Source organism: Asaia sp. BMEF1, from assembly GCF_051628905.1.
Taxonomy (GTDB): Bacteria; Pseudomonadota; Alphaproteobacteria; order Acetobacterales; family Acetobacteraceae; genus Asaia.
The window spans coordinates 332,443-357,193 of sequence record NZ_CP157575.1 but is presented as its reverse complement, the minus strand read 5'-3'; the positions used below and the strand labels follow the sequence as shown (position 1 = coordinate 357,193).

Annotated in this window: 19 protein-coding genes; 12 read left to right on the top strand and 7 right to left on the bottom strand. The window is 57.2% G+C overall.

Annotated features, from left to right (window positions below):
* Positions 1 to 73: 73 nt before the first annotated feature.
* The 3 genes from ABHV46_RS01535 to rpmE all read right to left on the bottom strand — a co-directional run bounded on the left by ABHV46_RS01535 (position 74) and on the right by rpmE (position 1,777).
* Positions 74 to 658 (bottom strand): DUF1013 domain-containing protein, encoded by a 585-nt coding sequence (locus ABHV46_RS01535; RefSeq protein ID WP_336947327.1) that lies wholly within the window; start codon positions 656 to 658, stop codon positions 74 to 76.
* Positions 659 to 894: 236 nt separating this feature from the next.
* Positions 895 to 1,383, bottom strand: coding sequence for an Hsp20 family protein (locus tag ABHV46_RS01530; protein ID WP_438382418.1), 489 nt, complete (start codon positions 1,381 to 1,383; stop codon positions 895 to 897).
* A 160-nt stretch (positions 1,384 to 1,543) separates the two neighbouring features.
* Positions 1,544 to 1,777, bottom strand: coding sequence for a 50S ribosomal protein L31 (gene rpmE / locus ABHV46_RS01525; protein WP_025841787.1), 234 nt, complete (start codon positions 1,775 to 1,777; stop codon positions 1,544 to 1,546).
* 235 nt (positions 1,778 to 2,012) lie between these two features.
* On the opposite strand from rpmE, the gene mscL reads away from it, so the two are divergent.
* A complete protein-coding gene (gene mscL / locus ABHV46_RS01520) occupies positions 2,013 to 2,471 on the top strand; it encodes a large-conductance mechanosensitive channel protein MscL (RefSeq protein ID WP_336947329.1) in 459 nt (152 codons plus the stop codon).
* Between the two features lie 56 nt (positions 2,472 to 2,527).
* Entirely contained in the window at positions 2,528 to 2,905 is a 378-nt protein-coding gene (locus ABHV46_RS01515) for a hypothetical protein (protein WP_438382417.1), read from the top strand.
* A gap of 62 nt (positions 2,906 to 2,967) precedes the next feature.
* On the opposite strand, the gene secF is transcribed toward ABHV46_RS01515, so the two are convergent.
* The gene (gene secF, locus ABHV46_RS01510; protein WP_438382416.1) at positions 2,968 to 3,906 is read right to left on the bottom strand and encodes a protein translocase subunit SecF; all 939 of its coding nucleotides are present in this window, start codon (positions 3,904 to 3,906) and stop codon (positions 2,968 to 2,970) included.
* Between the two features lie 4 nt (positions 3,907 to 3,910).
* On the bottom strand, positions 3,911 to 5,461 hold the full coding sequence (gene secD / locus ABHV46_RS01505) for a protein translocase subunit SecD (RefSeq protein WP_438382415.1): 1,551 nt from the start codon (positions 5,459 to 5,461) through the stop codon (positions 3,911 to 3,913).
* A 162-nt stretch (positions 5,462 to 5,623) separates the two neighbouring features.
* Here secD and ABHV46_RS01500 point away from each other — a divergent pair, with 162 nt between their 5' ends.
* Positions 5,624 to 6,592 carry a Gfo/Idh/MocA family protein gene (locus ABHV46_RS01500; protein ID WP_438382414.1) on the top strand — a complete coding sequence of 323 codons (969 nt, stop codon included), beginning with the start codon at positions 5,624 to 5,626 and terminating at the stop codon, positions 6,590 to 6,592.
* Between the two features lie 16 nt (positions 6,593 to 6,608).
* Here the strand turns inward: ABHV46_RS01500 and ABHV46_RS01495 are convergent, their stop codons facing one another.
* A complete protein-coding gene (locus tag ABHV46_RS01495) occupies positions 6,609 to 8,429 on the bottom strand; it encodes an ABC-F family ATP-binding cassette domain-containing protein (RefSeq protein WP_438382413.1) in 1,821 nt (606 codons plus the stop codon).
* A 36-nt stretch (positions 8,430 to 8,465) separates the two neighbouring features.
* Positions 8,466 to 9,209, bottom strand: a complete 744-nt coding sequence (locus ABHV46_RS01490; RefSeq protein WP_438382412.1) for a PhyR family response regulator anti-anti-sigma factor — start codon at positions 9,207 to 9,209, stop codon at positions 8,466 to 8,468.
* 183 nt (positions 9,210 to 9,392) lie between these two features.
* Here ABHV46_RS01490 and ABHV46_RS01485 point away from each other — a divergent pair, with 183 nt between their 5' ends.
* From ABHV46_RS01485 to bcsD, 9 genes are all read left to right on the top strand, one after another.
* The gene (locus tag ABHV46_RS01485) at positions 9,393 to 9,878 is read left to right on the top strand and encodes a sigma-70 family RNA polymerase sigma factor (RefSeq protein ID WP_438384499.1); all 486 of its coding nucleotides are present in this window, start codon (positions 9,393 to 9,395) and stop codon (positions 9,876 to 9,878) included.
* 144 nt (positions 9,879 to 10,022) lie between these two features.
* Positions 10,023 to 10,601: a sigma-70 family RNA polymerase sigma factor gene (locus ABHV46_RS01480; protein WP_336947337.1), complete on the top strand. Its 579-nt coding sequence runs from the start codon at positions 10,023 to 10,025 to the stop codon at positions 10,599 to 10,601.
* A gap of 208 nt (positions 10,602 to 10,809) precedes the next feature.
* Positions 10,810 to 10,998 (top strand): NepR family anti-sigma factor, encoded by a 189-nt coding sequence (locus tag ABHV46_RS01475; RefSeq protein ID WP_336947338.1) that lies wholly within the window; start codon positions 10,810 to 10,812, stop codon positions 10,996 to 10,998.
* A 711-nt stretch (positions 10,999 to 11,709) separates the two neighbouring features.
* Positions 11,710 to 12,825 carry a sensor histidine kinase gene (locus ABHV46_RS01470; RefSeq protein ID WP_438384494.1) on the top strand — a complete coding sequence of 372 codons (1,116 nt, stop codon included), beginning with the start codon at positions 11,710 to 11,712 and terminating at the stop codon, positions 12,823 to 12,825.
* 414 nt (positions 12,826 to 13,239) lie between these two features.
* The gene (locus tag ABHV46_RS01465) at positions 13,240 to 14,337 is read left to right on the top strand and encodes a glycosyl hydrolase family 8 (protein WP_438382411.1); all 1,098 of its coding nucleotides are present in this window, start codon (positions 13,240 to 13,242) and stop codon (positions 14,335 to 14,337) included.
* Between the two features lie 516 nt (positions 14,338 to 14,853).
* Positions 14,854 to 15,624: a cellulose biosynthesis protein BcsQ gene (bcsQ, locus tag ABHV46_RS01460; protein WP_438382410.1), complete on the top strand. Its 771-nt coding sequence runs from the start codon at positions 14,854 to 14,856 to the stop codon at positions 15,622 to 15,624.
* Between the two features lie 14 nt (positions 15,625 to 15,638).
* Positions 15,639 to 20,315 carry a UDP-forming cellulose synthase catalytic subunit gene (gene bcsA, locus ABHV46_RS01455; RefSeq protein ID WP_438382409.1) on the top strand — a complete coding sequence of 1,559 codons (4,677 nt, stop codon included), beginning with the start codon at positions 15,639 to 15,641 and terminating at the stop codon, positions 20,313 to 20,315.
* Positions 20,305 to 24,027 (top strand): cellulose synthase subunit BcsC-related outer membrane protein, encoded by a 3,723-nt coding sequence (locus ABHV46_RS01450; RefSeq protein WP_438382408.1) that lies wholly within the window; start codon positions 20,305 to 20,307, stop codon positions 24,025 to 24,027. Before bcsA ends, ABHV46_RS01450 begins: the two co-directional genes overlap by 11 nt.
* Positions 24,024 to 24,458, top strand: coding sequence for a cellulose biosynthesis protein BcsD (gene bcsD / locus ABHV46_RS01445; protein ID WP_438382407.1), 435 nt, complete (start codon positions 24,024 to 24,026; stop codon positions 24,456 to 24,458). Before ABHV46_RS01450 ends, bcsD begins: the two co-directional genes overlap by 4 nt.
* The last annotated feature ends 293 nt before the right edge of the window (positions 24,459 to 24,751 follow it).

Below are 24,751 nucleotides of genomic sequence, written 5' to 3'. Positions count from 1 at the left end.
TTCTCTTTCCGCTTGAATGACAGGCGCCAACCCGGAAAACCTACACAGGGTTGGGGGCTGGTGCCATCTCTTCTTAGTTCTGGCTGTCGTCGAAGTCTGACAATTCCGCGACGACAGGCACGGTATGACCCTCACGGGCAAGACGCTCATTAGCCGCCTGCACCGCAGCATTCAGATCTGTCTGGCTGCACAGGCCCAGAATGACCGGATCGCGCGGCTTGATGTTGGCGCTGTTCCAATGCTGGCGGTCGCGCACCTTGGCGATAGTATCCTTGGTGGTGCCGAGCAGCTTGATGATCTGCAATTCGGAAAGCTGGGGAAACTGGCGCAGCACGAAGGCAATGGCATCGGGGCGGTCATTACGACGGGCGATGGGCGTATAGCGTGCGCCCTTGGCGCGACGCGCCACAGGATTGGCTTTGGCCGACAGCTTCAGTCGCAGATCGGCATTGCCCTCGCAGCGCGTGATCTGCTCCTGCGTCAGCTGATTGTTCTTGACTGGGTCATAACCATTGATGCCAGCAGCGACTTCACCATCGGCAATGGCCTGCACCTCTAGCGGATGCATACCGCAGAACTCGGCGATCTGGGTGAAGGTGAGGGCGGTCTTGTCGATCAGCCACACAGCGGTGGCTTTCGGCATAAGCGGCAAGGTCATCTCGGTCTATCCTGCGTGAGGAGCGTCGCTCCAGCAGGCACCGATCGAAATGTGACGCCCCGGCGGGCCGGGGTGATCTGCACGGCACCTGCTGGATGCATTGCAAAGTCTGCGATGATATGGTCCGCGAAAGGCGGAAGGGTCAAGCCCCTCCGCATCAAAACGGGCAAAAAACCAGCGTTCCCGAGCGGTGTCGTCACCGCTGCCTGCCGCATCCACGTCGTGTGCTCGAGGGCTCAGGCGGCGTGCCCAACCGATACGTTCTGCTGCGCATCGACGGGTGACGGCGTCAGCTCGGCTGCAACGCCTGACGTGATGGGGATACGTCGCGGCTTCAGCGCCTCCGGGATCACATGGCGTATGGAAATGCTCAGCAATCCGTTGACAAGTTCGGCGCCGGCAACCTGGATATGATCGGCAAGGGCGAAGCGGCGCTCGAATGCACGGGTTGCAATGCCGCGATGCAGGATCTCACCCCCGCGGCCAGAACGGGGCGCGCTGCCTTTGATAATCAGCTGATTATCGGCGAGGTAAATTTCGACGTCATCCGGCCCGAAACCGGCAAGAGCCATCGTGACGCGATAAACGTCATCAGCCGCTTTTTCGATGTTATAGGGGGGATAACTCGTATTCGCTGGCGCGTTGGACACAGCGTCATCAACGAGGCGCGCGAGGCGGTCAAAGCCGATAGCGGAACGCAGAAGCGGGGCAAAATCGTAGGACATGGTGTGAACCTCCTTCAAGGCAGATCCAACAGCACGCCTCCATAATGGCAGGCGATGCTGCATGAGGGTATTGCCGCGACCCCTTGAGGGCATCGTGACCACCTGCATGTAGGATCGTTTCCGGGCAGGACAAGATCCTGCCCGGGAAGGAGCGCCTGAATTACTTCTTGGCGGCGCGGGCGCCGATACCGGCAAAGCGCTTGTTGAACTTGGCAACCTGGCCCCCGGTGTCGAGCATGCGCTGCACGCCAGTCCAGGCCGGATGGGATTTCGGGTCGACGTCTAGACGCAGCGTATCACCAGGCTTGCCGTAGCAGGAGTTCGTCTTGAACTCGGTACCATCGGTCATGATGATGTTGATTTCGTGATAGTCGGGGTGGATGCCGGATTTCATCTTGGGTGTCCTCAGTGAAAAGCTCCGATGCCGACCGGAGCGGATGGCGGGGCTATAACGGAAAGAAACGATCAGGGGAACGACAAAAACGCAGAAACTTTTGCCTCGCCAGTGTTTTTTCTACCCCGTAAACCTCTTTTATCCCACATTCCGAGCCGAAGCCGCTCGCCGGGCGATGCTGCCTGTGCGGGCGCGCTCGTATTTTTGCTCGTTACACACAAGAAAAGGACATCTCATGACCGATCTGAAATCTAGACTGCACACGCCCGGCTGGATTGCGGAATTTCAGAAATTCATCATGCGAGGCAATGTTATCGACATGGCTGTCGGTATCATCATCGGCGCTGCCTTCACGTCGATCGTGACCAGTCTCGTCAAGGATATCCTGACTCCCGGTATCGGATTGCTGACGGGTGGCATCGATTTCTCGAACATCTTCGTCACCCTCAAGGGGCCGGTTCTGCCTACCCTTGCCGAAGCCCAAAAGGCCGGTGCGGTCACGATCAATATCGGCGTGTTTCTGAATGTCGTGATCCAGTTCCTGATTGTGGCTTTCGCCGTGTTCTGGCTCATCAAGCTGGTCTCGCGTTTTCAGCGCAAGCAAGAAGCCGCGCCCGCTGCTCCCCCGGCACCGACCAAGAGCGAGGTACTGCTGACCGAAATTCGCGATCTTATCGCCAAAGAAAGTATTTGATTTCTCTCTGCGCACGCCGACTTGGCGTGCGCAGCATCTGGGCGCATGATTGTCCGATGCGCCGTTTCCTTGCCTCGACCCTGCTTTGTGGTTTTGCCCTCCTCTCCGCCTGCGCGGGCAAGGGCGAAGATGCCATTCTGCAAAACCGCTCTCCTAGCGTTCTGCTGACAAGCTATGCCATCGCCAACGGTATGGCCGAGCATGGGATGATCACGCGTATACTGCAGCACAAGGCTACCAAGCCGGAAATTGCTCGCCTTATCGCGGTCGATCACAATACATGGCAGCTTATCAGACAGGCAGCCTACTCCCCGACAGAACGGAATTTTCGTCTCGCCGAAGCCGGAATCGCACAGATACTGGATTACTCGACCCCCGTGCCTCAGCCGCCTGAGGCGTTGACTCTAATCGCACCGTCTCCTGCTGCCCCGTGAATTGATAAGCAGCATAAAAAAAGGGGCCGATTTGGCCCCCTTTTTTATCCTTGACGACCAGCTTACGGCGCTTTGCTGCGACGCAGGCGTTTCTCGCCCATGAGCAGCAGCAGTGGCGCTGCGATGAAGATTGACGACGAGGTCCCTACGACAATACCGAACAGCATGACTGTCGCGAAACCCGACAGGCTGTGTCCGCCAAAAATCGCTAGTGGCAGGGCTGCGAGAAAGACGGTCATCGACGTGCCGAGTGTTCGGTTCAATGTCTCGTTGATCGACAGATCGAGCAGCTCGCGCAACGGCATGGTGCGGTACTTGCGCAGATTTTCACGCACGCGGTCATAGACCACTACCTTGTCGTTGGTTGAGTAGCCAAGAATGGTCAGGATCGCGGCCACCATCACCAGATCGAACTGGAAGCGCGTGACCGCAAGAAAACCGACGGTCTTGGTGAGATCGAGTACGAGGGTAATGACGGCGCTGACCGCAAACTCCCACTCGAACCGCACCCAGATATAGATCAGGATCATGACAAGGCTCAGCCCGAGCGCCAGAAGGCCGTTTCGGAACAACTCGCTCGAAACCGAGGCGCCAACGGCATCTGCGCGTAGCACCTGCGTGCCCGGCTGGGCCTCGACCACGGCGTGACGCACCTCATCGACGAGGGCCTGGGTAGCCGCCTCCTGCCTTGGGCCGGGGGGTGGCGTATCGAGCTGGATCAGTACGTCATTATCGGCACCGAATTTCTGCAACCCGGCGGCGGAGATCTGGTGCGCGGCAAGCGCGCGGCGCAGCTTGTCGAAATCGGCAGGCCCCTGGGTCTGGGCCTCCACCACGATGCCGCCGTGAAAATCGAGCCCGAGCTTCAGACCCGGCACGAAAAAGAGCACAACGGACAATGCAGAGAGAATGGCCGAGGTTGCGAGACCGGCAAAGCGGCCGCGCATGAACGGGATATGCTTGTCTTCGCGGACGAAGCGGAAAAGGGGACGTGAGAGCATCGCTTCAGACCGGCAGTTCTGTGGGACGGGTGAGGGCGTACCAGCGCACCATCAGGAGGCGTGACAGCAGCATGGTTGTGAAGAGCGTGGTCACGATACCGATCGTGATCGTAAGCGCGAAGCCACGCACAGGGCCCGTGCCGAATACGAACAGCATCACATGGGCCAGGAAGGCGGTGGCGTTACTATCGATGATGGTTGAGGAGGCGCGCTCGAAGCCGGCCTGCATGGCGGCAAGCGGCGTGCGGCCCCGCTTGACCTCTTCGCGGATGCGCTCATTGATCAGAATATTGGCATCGACGGCCATACCCAGCGTCAACAGCATACCCGCCATGCCTGGCAGGGTCAGCGTCGCTTCGAAAAGCGACAGAATGGCTGTCATGAGAACAAGATTGGCAAGGAGGGCTACATTGGCGTAGAGGCCGAACCGCCCGTAGAAGAACGCCATGAACAGGATGACGAGTACAAAGCCGATGCCGAGGCTGATCGCTCCGGCCCGGATCGAGTCAGCACCGAGAGAGGGGCCGATCGAGCGTTGTTCGATCACGGCCAGCGGTGCAGGCAACGCACCGGCACGCAACATCACCGCGAGATCGGTAGCCGCCTGCGCGTTGAAGTTGCCGGTAATCTGGCCATTGCCCTGCGTGATCGGCGTACGAATCACAGGGGCTTCTATCACCTTGTTATCGAGCACAATGGCGAAGCGACGCCCGACATTCTGGGCTGTCGTGCGCGCGAAGGCGCTCGCCCCGGCGCGGTTGAACGAGAAGCTGACTGCCCATTCTCCCGTCTGCTGGTCGATCGTTGCACCCGCATTCGTGAGCGCGGCGCCATCCACCTCGACATGATCCATGACTGGCAAAAGCGTATTGCCAGCACTCAGATCGGGAAGCATGGTGGCCCCCGGTGGCGCGATATTGCCGCCTGCGCTACTGGCAAGCAGCCGGAAGGTCATCTTAGCGGTCGTGCCCAGCAGGCGCTTGATATGCTCCGGGTCGCTGATACCCGGTAGCTCGACAACAATACGGTCATCGCCCTGACGGGTAATCTCGGGATCGACCGCTCCGGTCGCGTCGATACGGCGACGCACGATTTCGATAGACTGGCTGACGGCCTCGCGGGCGCGTGCTTTCAGAGCGGTTTGGTTCAGGGTCAAAACGAGCCGGTCATGCTCCAGCGAGGCGGCGACTTCGTTCCCGGTTCCGGTCACGCTGGACAGGGCTGCAAGGCTGGCCTGCGCCTCGCTCGCATCACGCGGCAGAAAGCTGAGCGTGCGGGTCGTGTCATCCTTGCGGAAATCGCGATAGCCGAGATTCTTCTCGATGAGCGCCTGCTTGGCCTGATCTTCAAGGCTCTGAAGGCGATCGTCAACGAGACTCTGCTGATCGAGTCGAAGCAGAAGATAGGAGCCGCCGCGCAGATCGAGACCCAGATGGATCTGATGCCAAGGTAATTTGGGCGAGGGCGCGCGCATGAAATTGGGCAGGCAGAGGAGAAGCCCGAGGAAACAAACCCCGAGAACTCCCAGCATGGTAGGCCGACTATAGTACATCATCGAACTGAGCGGCGTCCTTCTTTGTAACGACCGGAGATCAAAAACTACCGCAGGGCGGTCAGGCTGCGGGAAGATGCCGGGTGGCGCAGCGCGTTGCAACCTCCCTCTGCGCCCTGCTACACCAAAAACATGAATTCAGTTGCTCAAGAGCCAGGAAAACACATGCTGAAGGTCGGAATTGTCGGGGCCGGACATTTCGGCCGGTTTCACGCTCTCAAGGCGCGCGACTGCCCCCGCGAGACCCTGATCGCTGTTTTCGATCCCGATCCCGCCCGAGCAGGAGCGGTTGCAAAAGAGGCCGGCTGCTTCGTAGCCGAGAGCCTCGAAGCAATGATTGCTTCGGTCGATGCCGTCATCGTGGCAGCCCCCGCCGAGCATCATTTCCCGGTCGCGTCGGCCTGTCTCAGAGCCGGGCGGCATGTTCTGGTCGAGAAGCCGATCGCCGCGACGCTGGAGGAAGCCAATGCTCTTGCGGCGCTCGCCATGGAAACGGGCTGCGTCCTTCAGGTGGGGCATCTTCTGCGCTACTCCTCCGAGCACCGAGCCATTTCGGAACGCATCGGCAAGCCGCTCTACATCGAGGCCACACGTATCGCACCCTTCAAACCGAGGGGCACCGATGTGTCGGTTATCCTCGATCTGATGATCCACGATCTGGATCTCGTGCTCTCGCTCGTTGAGTCCCCTATAGAATCGATCGATGCGGTGGGGGTGGCCGTGTCGAGTGAGCATGAGGATATCTCCAACGCTCGCGTCCGGTTCGAGAATGGCTGCGTTGCGTCAATTTCGGCAAGCCGCATCTCGCTGAAGACCGAGCGCCGTATGCGGGTTTTTTCCGAGGAAGGCTATCTTTCTGCCGATTTCGTGCAGCAGGAGCTGACCATGATCGGTCGCAAGCGCGGACTTCCCCTGCCGGGAACGGGCGGTTTCAGACGCGAAGCTTTGAAATGGAAAGACTGCGACTGCCTCGCTGCCGAACACGACGCATTCGCGGCTTCCTGTCTCGACGGAGCGCCTATCCTCGTCGACGCGGAAGCCGGGATCAGGGCGCTGGACGCCGCCATCAGGGTCAAGGAGAGTATGGATGCTTCCCGGAAAGCCATGGAGCTCTCCGGGTTGATCAATAACTGAACGGCACGGGCGCCACTCAGGCGCCCGCCTCTATTTCTTCCTTCTTCATCTCGAGCAGCAGCCAGGATTCTTCTGCTTCAGCCAGCGCGGTCTCGGCCTGCGTCAGATCGTCGCTAACCTTGGCAAACTTCTTCGCATCGCGCGCATAGAGAGACGGGTCCGACAAGATGTTGCGCTGAGCCTGAATCAGCTTTTCGAGCCGATCGATCTCCTGCGGGAGCTTCTCGAGCGCCAGCTTGTCTTTGTAACTGAGCTTCTTGCTAGATTTTTCTGATTTTGCAGCATTCCTATCGGATATACCCTTCTCCTTGGCGCCGCCTGAAGCAGCGCCGCGCTCGACAGGTGCGGCACCACCCGTCTGCGCCAGCATATCGCTGTAACCCCCCGCATATTCGATCCATTCCCCATCGCCTTGTGCCACCAGCACGGAGGTTGCAACGCGGTCGAGAAAGTCGCGGTCATGGCTGACCAGGAGGACTGTGCCGGGGTAATCGTCAAGCATCTCCTGAAGCAGATCGAGCGTTTCCAGATCGAGATCGTTTGTCGGTTCGTCGAGCACCAGAAGATTGGATGGCTGAGCGAGGGCACAGGCCAAAGCGAGACGCCCGCGTTCACCGCCGGAAAGCACGCCAACCGGTGTGCGCGCCTGCTCGGGCCGGAACAAGAAGTCCTTCATATAGCCGATGACATGACGCTTCTCGGTGCCGACCTGAACAATATCGCCGCTGCCGCCAGTCATGGTGTCTGCAAGAGTCAGCGCCGGATCGAGGCTCGCGCGGCGCTGATCGAGCGTCACAAGCGAGGTAGATGGTCCGATCTGCACGCGCCCGCTATCGGGTTGATCCTCGCCGGTCAGGAGGCGCAGCAAGGTCGTCTTGCCCATGCCATTGGCGCCAACAATGCCAAGCCTGTCGCCCTTGAGTACGCGGAGATCGAGGTCTTTGACCACGATACGGTCGCCAAAACCCTTGGTCACATTCTCGGCGACGGTCGTAAGCTTGCCGGTGCTTTCGGCTTCGGAAACGGTCAGTTTGAGCGCGCCACGGAACTGGCTGGAAATTTCCTTCCGCCGCGAACGCAGCCCGGCCAGCTCAGCCACGCGACGCACATTGCGCTTGCGCCGGGCTGTGACGCCATAGCGCATCCAGTCTTCTTCACGAGCGATTTCGCGGTCGAGCTTATGGGCGGCCAGCTCTTCCAGAGCGAGCACCTCCTCGCGCCAGTCTTCGAAACGCGCAAATCCCTGATCGAGACGGCGGGTGATGCCCTGTTCCAGCCAGACGACAGCGCGTGAGAGTGTTTCGAGGAGGCGTCGGTCATGGCTGATCACGATCATTGCGGAACGCATCGAAGCCAGTTCTCGCTCGAGCCAGGTGATGGTGGGCAGATCGAGATGGTTGGTCGGTTCGTCCAGAAGCAGCAGATCGGGTCTGGCCGCCAGGGCGCGAGCGAGTGCGCAGCGTCTGGCCTCACCGCCGGATAAAGTGGCGGTGTTTTCCTCACCCGTCAGACCAAGCTCGGCGAGCATGCTCCGGGCGAGGTAGTCTTCCTCAGGCGGCAGGTCCTGGGCGACGTAATCGTAGCTGGTCGGGAAAGCCGTAAGATCAGGCTCTTGTGGTAGATAGACGATCCTGATTCCAGGCTGGACGAAGCACTGACCTGAATCGGGCAGGATCTCTCCGGCGGCAATACGAAGGAGGGTCGATTTCCCCGACCCATTGCGACCGACGAGACAGAGCTTCTCGCCGGGGGCGACCCCGATTTCGGCACCGTCCAGAAGTGGACGGCCCCCAAGAGAGTAGACAATATCGCGAAGATGAAGGATCGGTGCGGCCATCTGCCCTATGTGTCGCACAGCCCCTTGCGATGCAAGTCAGATCGCTTTCAATCCCCCGGTCACGGCCTGATAGGTCGTGATGGCTAGGGTGGTCGGCTCGAAAGGCTTTGTGATGATGAATGAGGGCTCTTCCTGCTCGCCGGTGAGCAGGCGCTCGGGGTAGGCGGTCACGAAAATAACCGGAGCCTGATGGTCTTTCATGATACGCCCGACGGCATGCATACCGTCACCGCCACCGCCGAGATTGATATCGGCGAGAATGAGTCCCGGCTTCGTCTCCTTGGCGATACGCACCGCGTCCGCCTCGGTATAAGCAACGCCAGCGATGCGGTGACCGCATTGCTGAACCACATCCTGGATATCCATGGCGATGATCGGCTCATCCTCGATGATGAGCACGCTGGTCTCGGCAACGGAGCGCAGGCCATCATTAGCCAGAGCGATATCGGCAAGAATTTCGTTCTCATTCCGATCGAGGATGAGCGCGACAGCACTTAGGGGCACCTCTTCAAGGGAGGTAAGCAGAAGCACCAACCGTTGAGTGAGAGATAGCGGTGAGGGCGCGTGAAGCGCCTCGTTTCCCTGTCTGAAGCACTCTATAATAGAGCGGTAGAGACGATAACGTGTGCTTATGTCATGTCCGCCCTTGCGGCTGACCATGTCTTTCATTGCCAAAGCGACGAGTTGGTCGCCCTGTTTTTGACTGCCTTCGAGAGCCCTTGCAAAACGTCGCGCAAAGGGCAAGGCTTGTATAAGGTCTTGGCGCTCTGCATCGACCATTGAGTAACGAAGCTCCGAGAAAATTCGCGAACAAACCGCAGTCTGTCGCGTCAGGATGGCACTTTTTCACGCTCCAGCAAAGAGGAATGCTTTGACCCCAATTGAGGAGACCGTGCCCTGAGCGCGGACCAGCCTATACAGCAGGACAGCAAGCTTGGCGCCGCCGACCCCGTAAGGCGGGGTATCGCCGCACATCTATCCGATCTTCGAGGCTTCGCCCGATACCTGACGAGAGACGTTACGGCAGCAGATGACCTCGTGCAGGACACGGTTCTGCGCGCCTTGGGTGCACGTGCGCAGTTCGTAGAAGGCACAAATATCAAGGCCTGGCTCTTCACCATCCTGCGCAATGTTTTCTATGAGCAGAAACGTCGCAAGGTCAGAGAGACTGAGATCCTGTCCGAAATTTCGCAAGGTAGCGAAGAGGGCAGGGAGGGCGATCAGGGTTATCACGATCACGTGCTCGATCTGTCGGTGCTTATCTGGAGATTGCCTGAGGCCCTGCGAGAGGCGCTCATCCTCGTTGGGGCGCAGGAAATGAGCTACGAGGAAGCTGCGGAAATCTGTCTTTGCCCGGTAGGAACGATGAAAGCGCGGGTCTCACGCGCTCGTGCCAAGCTGGCGGAAATTGCGGCGCTACCAAGTGTCCGGGCCGCCGCTTCACCTTAGCATGGCGCTATTGATATGCCCGCTCGCGACAAGAGATTGCAGGGTTGTGAAAAAATAAGTTCAAAAAATTGCAATCTGATGCAACCGATCTTTCGCGCCATTCATTGGTCGGATGAAAAGCACTGAGCGAAGAAGGATTTTCGCATGACCAGCTTCCACGACCAAGTTATCCAGATTCTCCCCAAACTGCGTATCCAGGCGCTCTCCCTCACACGGAATCGCTCGGCTGCTGAAGATCTGGTTCAGGATGCAGTCTGCAATGCCCTGGCCGCTCAGGACAGTTTCATTCCGGGCACCAATTTCTCGGCCTGGATGCATCGCATCCTTCGCAATCGCTTCATCTCCGACCTGCGCAAGCGTCGCGAGACGACAGACATCGATGACGTTCCCGCATCTTCTTTCGCCAGCAACGCAACGCATGAAGACAGCTTGGCACTCAAGGACCTGTCCATGGCCCTTTCGCGTCTTCCGGCAGACCAGCGCGAAGCTCTCGTCATGGTTGTGGTCCAGGGCATGAGTTATGAGGCTCTGGCCGAAGCGACAGGCTGCGCTGTTGGCACAGCCAAGAGCCGTGTCTTCCGTGCCCGTCGCCAGCTCGAAGCCTGGATGACAGGCGATCTGCCTGCGAACGACAAGCTGCGCGTCAAGGTGGCCGCGCTTCGTGCAACGCTTGATGACCGTCGTCGCAAGGGTCTGAAGTCTGACGATCTTTTCACGTTCTGAGCGGTATAGATGACGTTTTTTGAGACCTGACTCAATAGTGCGACATCTATGCAAGATCCTGAGGGGAATGATCCATGATCATTCCCCTCAAACGCAATTGGGGCTTTATTTTTCTTCAAATTGCCCCGATTAAATTTCCTTGGTGAAACTCGTGAGCCGAACCTTTGTTAGAGACGCATGGGTCGATTTCTTTTGTTGAGGTGTTGGTATGACTGGGGGAGAGGACGGCGCGCCGGAGAAGTCCCGCCAGAAAAGTCACTCGCAAGAGAATGACAGCCCTTTCGACATCTGGCTGAAACGTGGCCTGCATCAGCTCTTTGACGATGTTGCCAGCGAACCTATCCCTGAAGAATTGCTTCGTCTCATTGAGGATGATCGTAACGACAGGTCGTCGTGATGACTGATCGTAGCGTCGAGAGATGAGCAGTCGAAAGCAGGGCGGTTGACCGTTTCGTTTCTCTCTTCGTTCAAGGGCTTTCGCTTGAGATCTGGCCTCTTCGACACTGTCGGTTCTCGCGTGATGGCTCTGATTGTCTGCACGTCGCTGCCATTGGCGTGCGTTGCCGGGGTACTCGCTTGGCACGCCTATATCGCCACCTCCAACAACAGCTTTGAGCGCATTCAGGCAGATGCGACCGGCGCCCGCCACGAAATAGCGGCTGACCTTGATCGAGCGCATGGAGCGCTCGAAATACTGGCTCGAATAGGTCTCCGCGAAGAGACCGCTCCGCGCGCCCTTTTGCTCGCTGAATCGATCAATCAGCAGCATTACTGCTCGCTTGCACTCGTTGATCCGTATGGAAAGATCGTTACAGCTTCAAGAGAGGCTGTCTCGGGTGAGATCATTTGCGACGGCACTCGTCTGTCTCTGACGCGACCCGACAGTGCGGGCGAAGGTGACGGAAATGAGAACGCAGTTGAGGTCATTCTCAAAGGGCCGCGTCCGGTCATTCGAATTAGTGTGCCGCTCGATTATATTGATCGCTCGGGCGAGACGGTATCCGGGCATCTCGTTGCATTCCGTCCTCTCGTAAGCTCCCAGCTGGTAACACTAGCTCAGTATGCTCGTCCGCCGTCGGACCCTGATAGCGGGGCGACAGATCTCTGGGTGTACACACGTGACGCTGCGCCGGTCGCACTCACGCCAAACCAGAGAATTGCCAATCCTTGGTCGCCGGAGGCCACCGCACGCCTAGACAGGGACCTCGTCTCCAATAGCCGCGTCGATCATTTCGAAGTGGGTAGCATCTATTACACATTGGCGCCGGGTTTTGGGCCTGCAAGTATTGTCTCTGTGTCGGTGCGTAGTATGGCGGAAACAAGAGCCTTGCAGCTTTTTCTCGCCCGGGTAACGCTTATTGTCCTTATCCTCATCGTTGAATTGCTTCTCGTCGCGCTGGCTGCACAGCGTTATCTGGTCGAACCTCTCGAAAAACTTGCTTTCAGTGTAGCCGACTGGCGTCGCCACGGTACCTTTCAACCCGACTTGCCCAAATCTCTTCCTCTCGAAATTCGTCAGATGGAAAGAGCTTTCAGTCGCGCCACGCGTCGTCTCGACCGGCATGAAGCGCGTCTGCAACGAGCCGCCAAACAGCAGGACCTTCTGATCAAGGAAATCCACCATCGAGTAAAAAATAATCTGCAGATCGTCGCATCACTACTTAATCTGCAAGCCAATCGCATCAAGCTTCCCGAAGCACGCGAAGAGTTTCATCTCGTACGTGACCGTGTGAGGTCATTGGCGACACTGCACCGCCATCTTTACCCGGAGGGCGGTCTATCGGCGCTGGATGTCCGGGCCTTTCTTGAAGAATTGTCCAGTCAGATCTTCACAGCCAACAACAGGATAAATCGAGGTAGGATCAGCCTTTCTCTAAATGTGGAGAGCACGCCGATCACCCCCGATCAGGCTGTGCCGCTTTCACTCATAGTAACGGAGGTGGTTACCAACGCGCTTCGCTACGCCTTTCCGAGCGAACGCACGGGATCCGTTTGCATATCACTCAAAAGATGCGACGATTCCGCGGTACTCATCATCAGTGACGACGGCATAGGACTCGCCAATGCGACACGAGAAGACAAGGAAAAGCGCGAGGGTATAGGGCTGCAACTGGTGCGTGGATTTGCTCGCCAGCTAGGCGCAACCCTTGAAATATCGTCTGACGATGGGACCGAGTATCGTCTTGCCTTTCCCGTGCAAACCTTACGTCGTCCGATTGCCTGAGTGGCGTGCCGTGCTTATTCAGGAATGGGCCGAGACAGGTTATGCGAAAAGATACTGTCGCGGTCGGCAACTTATCGGGTTGTTTCAGACAGCCCTACAGTTGTCGATAAATAATACTAGGTATTAAATACCAGAACTTTGAGTTAAAGTCACTGTAATACTTACTTATACGCAATAAATTGCTATAAAGTTTTAATAAATATTTCAATGCATCTATATTTATGGTTTTCGATATCGACAAGAAGGCGCGATCCACGCTGATTCGCGGCAGGAGCTGCCGTGAACCTGAGATATGTGGGTAAGCTTTGCCATTAACGATAATACTGATTAACTGGCATTTTAGTGACGAGCTTAGGAAAAACGTTAACGGAACACACAAAGTGTTGACGTGCTATCGATCCTAAGGGAAAGATCGTGACACAGAGCACAGCCGTGACTCTGGCTCAACTCGAAAGATCGTTAATGCGCCGTTTACAGGCCAGGCGTCACTTCTGCCGTGATTCGCTCGCGCTGAGTGCTCTGTTCGCAGGTCTCGGTGCTACTAAAGCAAGTGCTTCAATGCAGCTCGACCCGGATTGGGAGCTTTATAAGTCCCGTTATCTGCAACCGGATGGGCGCATTGTTGATACCGGTAATAACGGTATTTCGCACTCCGAAGGGCAGGGTTACGGTCTATTTTTTGCCTCCACTTTTAATGACCGTTCCGCTTTTGACACAATGTGGACCTGGACACAGGAGACGCTCAAGCACAAGGATGGCAATCTGCATAGCTGGCGCTGGACTCCGTCGACTCCCCACATCACGGATACGAATAATGCGTCTGACGGCGATCTCATGATTGCCTGGGCTCTGCGTCGCGCAGCGATTTTGTGGGGCCGTGAAGACTACGCACAGCAGGCGCGGGCGATCATCAAGGATCTCGGCCAGAAATGTGTGCGGAAGGTTGGCAGTCGCGTTGTTCTTCTTCCAGGCGCGAAGGGGTTTGACCGATCCAAGAATGTCGTGATCAACCTGTCCTACTACAATATCCCCGCCATGCAGAGAGCAGCGCGTCTCGATCCATCAGGGCCTTGGGTCGGACTTATCGACTCCGGGCAGCAATTGGTTCAGTCCAGTCGCTTCGGCCTATGGGGACTTCCACCTGACTGGCTTTCGATCGACCGCAGATCGGAGCGTATTTTCCCCGCGTCGGGTTTTCCACCACGCTTCTCATACGATGCGATCCGTATCCCGCTTTATCTGAAATGGGCCAACCACATGCCGGCCAGTCTGACTCAGTCGCTTTACGCAGTAAGCCAGAACTATACGATGAACGGGTTGCCAGGTTGGATAGACCTCAAGACGGGTGAGCGGTCCAATTACAATGCACCGTCGGGCTTCAAGGCTGTATTCATGTTCGCTCTGAGCGGGCTGGATGCACTGCCCAACCTGCCAAGCATAAAGGAGAGCGGTGATTATTATTCTGCTTCTCTGACCCTGCAAGCACGAATCGCAGCTATGGAGATGGTGTAATGCCGGACAGATTCAAGATACTGGAAGACTCGTTTTCGGAGGACCATCCTGCGCCAGACGATGATGGTTTCCAGGATTTCAACGCGTTCGCACGGTTGGGCGCGTTGTCGCCGGTGGAGGACGCGACTTCAGACACATCAGCTCAGAGTATCGACGCGAAAATGGTCTCAGCCGAAGCCGCTACGCCGCGTGGCCAGGAACCAAGCTCGCACCAACCGGCTGCAAAACTGTCCTCTAGGACCGCGGATCATCAGTCCGCGGCAGAAGCACTTCGGTCGATGCGCAGCTCTGCGATTTACGAAGCGGGGATGCCAGTATCTTCGGCACGAAAAGCAGCTCAGGTGCGCGTGGAGGAGGATCCCTTGCCATGGCGAAAAATGTCGCTCCGCGAGGTTTTTATGCTTCTGCGTTCGGCTACGCCCGAGACGGCCGCCTCTCAGCCGCGCCTTCGTGGAATGTTCCGTCGTTGAAACAACAGGGCGCTTCCGATCCTGCCGGGGGTAAGAATAAAACAAGATGACTCTTATTTGCGTAGCCTCCCCCAAAGGCGGTGTAGGGAAAACAATGGTTGCGGCGCATCTTGCCGATGAGTTGCGGCGCACTGGCCAGTCCACCGTCATTGCCATCGATCTCGATCCGCAGAACGCTTTGCGGCTGCATTTCGGGGTCCCGATGGCGCTACGTCACGGCCTCGTCAATAGTATAGAGGCCGGGCAGAGCTGGGAGGAGGCGGCTATACGCAGTGCGAGTAATGTCCTGGTCTATCCGTTCGGGTTCCAGTCTATCCATCTCCAGGCTGAGTTCGAGCACGCTGTCAGGCGCCACCCTCAACTACTGTCGCGCGAGATCGCGGCGTTGGCGGCGATGCCGGACACTATCGTCGTTGTCGATACGTCGCCTGGTTATTCGGTTGCGCTCTCTACTATTCTCCCGCTTGCGGACATTGTGCTTACCGTCATGACCCCTGAGGCATCGTGTATTTCGCTCATTCCCGAAATTCATTCTGCAAGTTGCTATGGGGTCGAGCAGGGCCAGCAGCCTAGCTTCGCCCATCGCGTCATCGTCAATCGGTTCGATCCGCTTAACCGGGTCAGCGCAATGGCCATGCCCAAGATTATTCGCCGATTTGGCGGGATGTTGCTCGGCACGATCTGCAGGGATGAGCATATTGGCGAGGCGTTTGCCAGTCAGAAACTTGTCCAGCAATACGCCCCGTATTCACGCGCTGCTGTCGATATTGCAGCCGTGGGGACAGGATTGATCCAGACCGTCGAAAATCTTCATTAAGAAAGGGGGCGGGAATGAAGCACGTAAGAACCGGTATTGCAGCCCTCGAAACCTGGGTCGATAGCGCCCATTTATCGTCGAGCCAAGCCCTGATCCGTTCTTTGCTGGTTGCTTTTGCACTGCTATGCATCAGTCTGGCTGCGTTCGTTCATCTCAATCTGGCAGGGCAGTCCATTGTCTGTTTTGTCGGTATTGGTCTGTTTCTCTTCGTAAATCGTTACCCTGGGCCCCGAGCGACGCTTGTTCTAAAGGGTCTATCCGTCATTGTTTCGCTGCGCTATCTGAGCTGGCGTCTTACCGAAACATTGAATTTCAGTTCCTGGACGCAATCGGTCCTGGGCACGGTTCTCGTGACGGCGGAAATCTACGCCTTCATGATGCTCATTTTGAGCTATTTCCAGTCTCTTCATCCGCTGAGACGTCAGGTTGTTTCACTTCCGCCGGATACCTCGCTTTGGCCGAGTGTCGACATCTACATCCCTACCTATAATGAGGAGCTTAGGATCGTCAGACAGACAGTGCTGGCAGCCCTGGGCCTCGACTGGCCGAGCGACAAAATCAATGTCTATCTGTTGGACGACGGACATCGTGAGAAATTTCGAGAGTTCGCTGAGTCCTGCGGCGCGGGATATATCGCTAGGTCCGAGCATAATCATGCGAAGGCCGGAAACCTCAATCATGCTATGACACTTACGAAGGGTGAACTCATTGCCATCTTCGATTGCGATCATATTGCCAAACGTACTTTTCTGCAGGAGACCGTTGGTCCCTTCCTGACTGAGTCGCGCCTCGCTCTTATCCAGACGCCCCATCATTTCTATTCCCCAGACCCTTTTCAGCGGAATTTCTCTCACGGCGCCTTCGTACCGCCCGAGGGTAATTTGTTTTACGGTCTGATTCAGGATGGAAATGATTTCTGGAACGCCACTTTCTTTTGCGGATCCTGTGCCGTCATTCGGCGCAAGGCACTGGAGGAAGTCGGTGGTGTTGCCGTGGAAACCGTAACCGAAGACATGCACACGGCGCTGAAGCTCCAGCGAAAAGGTTGGTCGACGGCTTATCTTGCCAAGCCGCTCGCGGCTGGCCTTGCGACAGAGCGCCTCATTCTGCACGTCGGTCAGCGCATGCGTTGGGCGCGTGGCATGTTGCAGATCTTCCGACTGGACAATCCCCTATTCGGGCCGGGGCTCAATTTTGCTCAGCGTCTTTGCTATTTTTCTGCAATCGCGAGCTTTCTCTTCGCAATACCTCGCCTTATCTTCCTGACGTCGCCGATCGCCTATCTCATTTTCAATCAGACTCTCATAGATGCGTCGCCCTTCGCCATTGCGATCTATGCAATGCCCCATTTAATTCACAGCGTTCTCACTTCAGCCAGAACGAACCGTAACTGGCGTTACTCTCTGTGGAGCGAAGTTTACGAAACGACCCTGGCGCCGTTCCTCGCGCGCGTGACGGTCATGACACTCATTTTTCCACGGCGGGGAAAATTCAACGTGACCGAGAAGGGGGGGATTCTGGACAGATCCTATCTCGACTGGAGCGCGATCTATCCCAATTTCTATCTGGCGATTATCCTCCTGAGTACACTCGGTATCGGCGCATTCCGTCTGCTCCACAATCATAATGATTATATCGTTACGAATGCGTTGCTGATGAACATCGTCTGGATCGCGATAAGTATCATTATTGTGCTTGCGGCAATCTCGATAGGCCGCGAGTCTATGCAAATACGCAATACGCCCCGTGTCGACATGACGATCCCTGTGACCGTACGTTCGGCCGATGGTCGTCTCTTTGAATATACAAGTGAAAACATGTCTTTCGGTGGCTGCCTGCTGCACGGTAACGCAACGGATACGGGCTTTACGAAGGGAGCGCCTGTATCCGTTTTTGTTCGTGACAAAAGCGAAACGTATAGCCTTCCCGCGCAAATTGTTCGGAGCACCGACACGGGTGTTCTCGCTCTGAAGTGGGCGGCAGCGTCCATTCTTCAGGAAGCCCAGATCGTGCGCGTCATTTTCGGAAGGCGCGATGCCTGGGATAGCTGGGCGGATTACAAGCCTGATAGTCTGCCACGCTCCGTTGGCCTTATTTTGCAAAGCATCGTGGGGCTGCTCAACCCGAAAACATTCAAGCAGAAGAGGCCGAATATCGCGCTCAAACCTCGGGTTATCCAGCCGGTCCCCCAGAAAACAGCTGTGGTTGTCAAACCTAACATTGGGCTTATGCGAACCGCGCCTCTTTTTCTGCTTAGCTCTCTGGCTCTCTGCTCGTCGACTGCGTTTGCGCAGTCGAATCCTGGAGATTTGCCTTTACCTAGTGCACTTGCCCCGGCTACCTCGCTGCGGCCTTCGGGTTTCGTAGCGTCTCCTCAGGCCCGTTTTTCTGCCGGGCAGACCCAATATCAAACGCAGACTACGACTCCCGCAGTTTCGGTGCCGCTGACAAGCACTATGCCGACAGCAGATACAATGCCTGTCACGACGGCTGTGGATTCAGGTGCTGCGCCAGTGCTTCCGCCTCATGAGGAGCTAGAGAGCGCCCATACGACGTCATGGAGCTTCACCCAGCTCGGCAGTGCAGACACATTGCTCATGACGCCTTGGATTCCGATCCAGGGTCTCAATTTCGGCATCGCGCCTTCTGAAGTCGTGACCGCGGCAACCTTGTCCCTTTACGGCGCCTTATCCCCCGACATGCTTCCTGCAGGAAGTGGGGTAACGATTTTCCTGAATGATCAGTTCATCGGCGTCCTGCACCCCGACCGGGATAAACCGCAATTCGGCCCTATGACTTTTCAGGTCAATCCCCTTTTTTTCAAAGAACATAATATTCTGACGTTCCACTTTGCCGGGCAATACACTTTAAGCTGCGGCGATCAGACCAGCGCCGTTCTCTGGGCAAAGATCCTTGGCCAGTCCAGCCTCTCGATCACATCGGCTCCGCTGCCCCCTTCACGTGACCTAGCGAGCCTTCCGGCACCTTTCTTCAACGAAGCCGTGCTTACCCCGGCGCGCGTACCATTCGTTCTTGCGCAGCAGAGCAGTACCCAAACGCTCGAAGCATCGGCCGTGCTGTCATCCTGGTTCGGGGCGCTAAGCAGCTATCGAGGCGCGAGCTTCCCGGTGATGAGGCAGATGCCACCCTCGGGTAATGCCGTTCTTGTAGGCCCATCAAACGCTTTGGGAGATTACCTTTCTGGCCAGGCGCAGATTTCGGGTCCGACGGTCGTGGAGACAGTCAATCCTAATGATCCTTTCGGTGCTGTCCTGATCGTGACAGGCCGTACTGATGATGAGGTTCTGGCTGCGGCGCGCTCTGTTGTCTTCGGCAGTGCAGGTTTCCCGCATGGTTCACGCGTTCTCGCGCCTGCTGTCACGCTGACATCACGGAAGGCGTTTGACGCGCCGGGCTTTCTGACGCGCAGCCAACCCGTGCGTATAGGCGACCTTGTTTCGCTTTCGGTGTTACAGGGTTATGGCTATGTGCCAGGCACGATCTCAGTCCCGTTTCGCACGACACCGGATATTTATACCTGGCGCGACCACCCTCTGAGTCTCCATTTCAAGATACGTGGTCCACTCGGAACCGAAGTCGATAGAAAACGCTCCCATGTCGATATCAGCGTCAACGGGATCTATCTTAAAAGCGTCTCTCTCGCGCCGCCTTCCGATCTCCCCGACTGGCTTAGACGTTTCTGGCCAGATGCGTCACGCTCGCAATCTGCCAGCGTTTCTATCCCGCCCTGGGCACTCTACGGCGCCAACACGCTTGGCTTTTACCTTGAGGGACGCCCTATCGGTCGTCGCGATTGCAGTGGCATGACGCAGGATCTGCGCATGAGTATCGATCCCGATTCAACGATCGATCTGACGCGTGCCTATCACTACACGCAGTTGCCCAACCTGGCCTATTTTGCGAACTCCGGCTTTCCGTTCACCCGCATGGCCGACCTCTCTGACACTGCCGTCGTTCTCCCCGCGACACAACTCGAAGGCACAGAAAGTGCTTTCCTCGATCTCATGGGCATGATCGGGGCGATTACTCAATATCCTGTTTCGGGGATGAGCGTGCTGCATAGCGATGCCGTGAGCGAGACCGAGACCCGAAACCTCATCGTGATGGATACGGGAGCCTCGTCGTCTGCTGTCGAGCGCTTTTTGCGCGGTACGCCCTACAGCTTCAACGGCTCCACATTGAATTATACCAGTTCCGCCTTTCTGGAACCGTTCCGGCTCATTTCGCGCAGCCTGAACGAAAATTCGACGGGTGGCACCGAAGCCGCGTTGCACACTCTGCGTGCTACCACGTCGCTTGGCGATGGTGGCGTTCTGATCGAGCGTCGTTCACCCTTTTCGAACGATGCGACCATGCTTCTCATGCTCAGCGAAAACCCGCAGGGGCTGGAACGTCTGATCCAGACAATGCGCGACCCGAAAATGCAGCCAATGATTCAGGGGGATCTTTCTCTACTCAACGCAAACCACGTACTCGCAACGCGCAATCTGCCGACCTATGCCGTGGGATCGCTGCCTTTCTGGTTCTGGCCAGACCTCTATCTGGGCAATCACCCTTTCAGGGTCATCCTACTCGCTGTGGTGGGCGTCGGCCTTGGGGTTCTGATTCTCTTCCGTATTTTGACCACTCATGCCAGACGTCGTGCCAAGGAGCTGCGCCGTGACAAATAAGAGAAGCAGACAATCCAGGGTCGCGCTTCCGGCTATCGTGTGCGCTCTATCCATTCCGCGTTACGCTGCGGCACAATCGATCCAAGGCGGAGTGACAGCAGGGCAGGGTGTCCAGGCGTCATCGTCTCTTCTGCAGGCTTCGGATGTCAAGCGTATCCTGCCAGCCGTCATCAAACGGGCACGGTACTGGTTCGACCACGGCCGTATGGACGATGCGCGTATAGCGCTCAACCAAGCGATTCTGCTTGGCCCTAACAACCCGGATGTCCTCGCGCTGCAAGGGCAAATGAGCTTGCGCGACGGCGACATTTCCGGCGCGCGCAAGTTCATGAGGCAGATCCGGGATCAGGGAGGCGACCCGGAAGCTGGCAGGCTGCTCGATATGGACCTGCAGTCTCGTGCCGCTCCGGGGGCCGATATCCAAAATGCGCGAGAGCTGGCCCGTAGAGGCGCCACCTCGCAAGCCGCTGCGGCGTATCTGCGGGCTTTTCCCGACCGACCGCCGGCACTCTATGCGCTGGAGTATTATCGTACACTCGCGGGGGTGCCTGAGCAGCGTGGCAAAGCCCAGCAAGGCCTCGCCAAGCTCGTCATGGGTTCGCCCGATAATATTGAATACCAGATCGCCTATGCGCAGTCGCTGGTGTGGGACGAAAAGACCCGCGTAATAGGCATCAAGCGTTTTGAGTCCCTGAGCAAGATGCCGGGTCTTACCGAAGATCAGAAGCAGGAAATAGGTCGCACGACGCGCCAGTCGGTGCTTTGGCTGCCACCTACCACCGCGTCCGATCCGATCATCAGCAGTTATCTTGCTGCTCATCCTGAAGACAAGGACGTGCAGGCTCTGCATGGGCGTGAAATCTCAGGGACTTTGCGCCCTGAGGAGCTCTTACGACAAAAGGGCTGGGACGCTCTACGCGCGAATAATCTTTCTGGTGCAGAGATGTCATTCAGACAGTCTCTCACCCTTTCGCCCAATGATGCCGACACGCTCGGCGGCTTGGGTGTCACGCTGTTACGCCTCAAGCGCGATAACGAGGCCAAAACATTCCTCGATCGCGCCATTGCCGCAGATCCCTCATCGGCTGACCGCTGGCGCGCGGCGTCGTCCGGCGCGGTGTTAAGCGATACCTTTGCGAAGGCGAATTATCTCTTCAGCAAAGAGCGCTACGCCGAGACGCTCGCCCTTATCAATCCCCTGATCGCCCGTTCACCCAAGCAGACATGGCTTAGAGCGATGCGCGCCGACATTTTGGCGCGAACGGGTCGTCGACAGGAGGCGATCGAGGCCTACAGGACGCTTCTGACTGAAGAGCCTCGTAGTGTCTCCTACCGTGAGCGCTTCGTGCACGTGCTTATGGATGAGCGCGAATTTGCCGAAGCGCGTACGGTACTTGAGCAGAGCCCTGTCGCAAATGCGCAGCTCACGGCTCTGCTTTATGAAGCTGAGGCTGCACAGGCGCCCTCTCAGGCGGAACGTTTGACCATCCTGCAGCGCGCCGATCAGGAAAACGCGCTCTCACCTTGGTCGCGCCTGCATTATGCTCAGGCGCTGCTGACCCAAAACCGCCGGTCCGATGCCGAGCAGGTCATGGCCCCGCTTACCCAAGCGGCTATGACCCGCGACCCGGGCGCGGTGCAGGCAGCCCTCTTCTTCGCTGCTCAAACCGGAGACGACGCCACGATACGTCGGCTTCAGCCACTCCTGCCTCCAGCATCCATGACACCCGAGCTTCGCACCGCGCTGCGCTCTGCAGCTTTTCGCGATGATGTTGCCAATGCGCCGACCGATCGGGACTCGGCGCGATTTTATTTCGCCCACCTCCTCGATGAAGGTGATGAAGACGGCACACGCGGGGCTCAGGCCGCGACTGCCCTTTACGACAAGGGCGATGCGTCCGGTGCATCGCAGCTTCTTGATATGCAGCTTGCCCGTCTGAGAGGGCGTCTGACGCCATCGCAGAAACTTTCTTATGCCTCGGCCTTCTTGCATATGCACGATCTCGAGCGCGCCAGACGCTTGGCGGCGTCAGCCAGATCAACAACGCTGAACCCGGAACAGGAGGCGACCCTTGCCCAACTGGACACGGGGCTTGCCGTTGCCACCTCAGATCATTTGAACGAGCGCGGAAACCGCGCGCGCGCCTATGAGGCGCTTGCGCCAGCGTTGAACAGCAGTAACCCGCCAGCCGCAGCCAATCTGGCTCTGGCGCGTCTTTACAGCTCAGGGGGGCAGTATGCTCAGGCCTATCAGATCAACCTGAAGGCCGTGCAACATGACCCGGCAGATCTCGACGCCCGACTGGCGCTCATCGAGACAACCATTTCCATGCATCGCTATTCCGAAGCGAGTGGCTATCTGCAACAAATGAATGCGATCGCCCCGACAGATCCACGCAGTTGGTACGCTGCAGCGGAACTCGACCGGGCACGTGGCAATACCCGTGCTGCGGTGCGTGAACTGGCACAGGCCCGCTTGCTCCGCATCGAACAGATAAGCCCCAACCCCAATGCGCAATATCGCCGCGCCAACCCTTTTGCCGCCGAAGACGTCACTTTGACATCAGACGTCGCAGATCCGCTGATACAGCGAATGGATGCTGACCTGAACCAGATTACCGATGCCATGGCAGCCTCGGTGAATATCTCTCCGGGTATCGATACGCGCTCGGGTTCGGGGCTCAATGGGCTGAACAATGTCACGGCTGAAATGTCTGGCAGACTTCCCGTCGGCGGCGGGCATATCACTCTGGCTGCCACCCCGACATTTCTCAGCAGCCGCTCGTATAACTCAGGCGACATCAACGGACCGCATTATATCGGTTATAATCCTCTTAACGAAATCCAGGGCGGTCCGCTCAATCAGAGTAGCTCGTTCAATGCGACGGGCGTAGCGCTCAGTGCCGCGTATGACTGGCACTGGCTCAACCTGGACATGGGGTCTTCACCACTCGGGTTTGCTGTCAGTAATTTCCTCGGCGGCGTCAAAGTCGCGCCTCAGATCGCGCATAATACGATCCTGAGCGTCGGGGTTGAACGCCGAAGCGTAGAAGACAGTATTCTTTCCTATAGCGGGCTCAAAGATGTGTCTGGGGCAACCTGGGGCGGTGTGACGCGCAATCGTGTCTACGCCCAGATGGCCTATGGAAATTCAAACGCCTCGTTCTATGTCCGAGGCGGTGGCTCATATCTTACTGGACGCAACACCAAGAGTAATACCGGCTATGAAGCGGGTGCCGGTGGACAGGTCAAGGTCTGGGATTACGGTAAGCAGAACGTGCATGTCGGTATGGATCTGACCTGGTTCGGATATGACCGGAACGAGTACGCTTTCAGCTTTGGAAACGGTGGCTATTTCTCGCCTCAGAACTTTCTTGCCTTCACCTTTCCGGTCACTTATGCCGGATCCTACAAGCAGGTCGACTGGCGCGTGATCGGACGTGCAGGCTATCAGACCTATCACTCCAACCGCGCCGAAACCTTTCCAAACAACAGTCAGGATCAGGCCCTGCTTGCCAACATCGCGCCGCTCTATGCCTATCAGTCCGGCAATTCTGCCAACGGGCTGACTGGTGGCGTCTACGGTGCCGTGGATTATCGCATGACACCCAACCTCAAGCTCAGCATGAATGCGGATTATCAGCGCGCTGGGCCTTGGAACGAAGTCAGAGCTTTTGTCGCTGCAAAATACAGCTTTCTGGGGACGAAATGACCGCGCCTGATTATTCTCTTTTTCTACATGCTCTCGCGACTGAACTCGATGTCCAGGCAGGACCGGAGGAACGCGACGCACTCCTTCACAGCGTCGGCCATCGCGTTTCGACACGCCTGCCGCTTCCGGCTTGTGAAACGACCGAAGACTTCGAACTCGAATGCAATGCCCTCTTGTCCATGATGGGATGGGGGCAGGCCGCGCTGCGTCTCTCACAAGAGAAGCGCAATCTCTTTCTTGAGATCAGCCATGCCCTGCGTATAGGTTCGCTCGGTAATCCCTCCGGTCAGTGGTTCGCGGCGTTCTACGCTGGGCTGTTTACGGGGTGGTTCCTGCAAACCGGGGAAGTTGTTAGACTACATCTCGACCACGACCTTTCCTCAATCGACAAGCTTGTCTTTCTCGCTGGTCAGGATGTTAGCTTAGGCTAAGCCCGCTCGAAGGCAGATCCGACAGGACGATGATTTTCTACGCTGGGTTCCTAAAGCCTATGTCAAAGGCCGTCGATCGCTGCCCGACGGCGGCACGGACCAGCGTTCGTCAAGCGATATCCTCATTGGTTTTTCTACCCTCCCGCCGATAAACGCTTTCCAGTGCAATATGGAGAATGCCGTCAAGAAGCTGCTCACGTTGTTCTAAAATCCACGTGAGTAGTATCAGCGACGCGAAACAGGGTCCCGATGCCAAATTTGCAAGTGCGCGATCCTCATGCCGCTATCTGCCA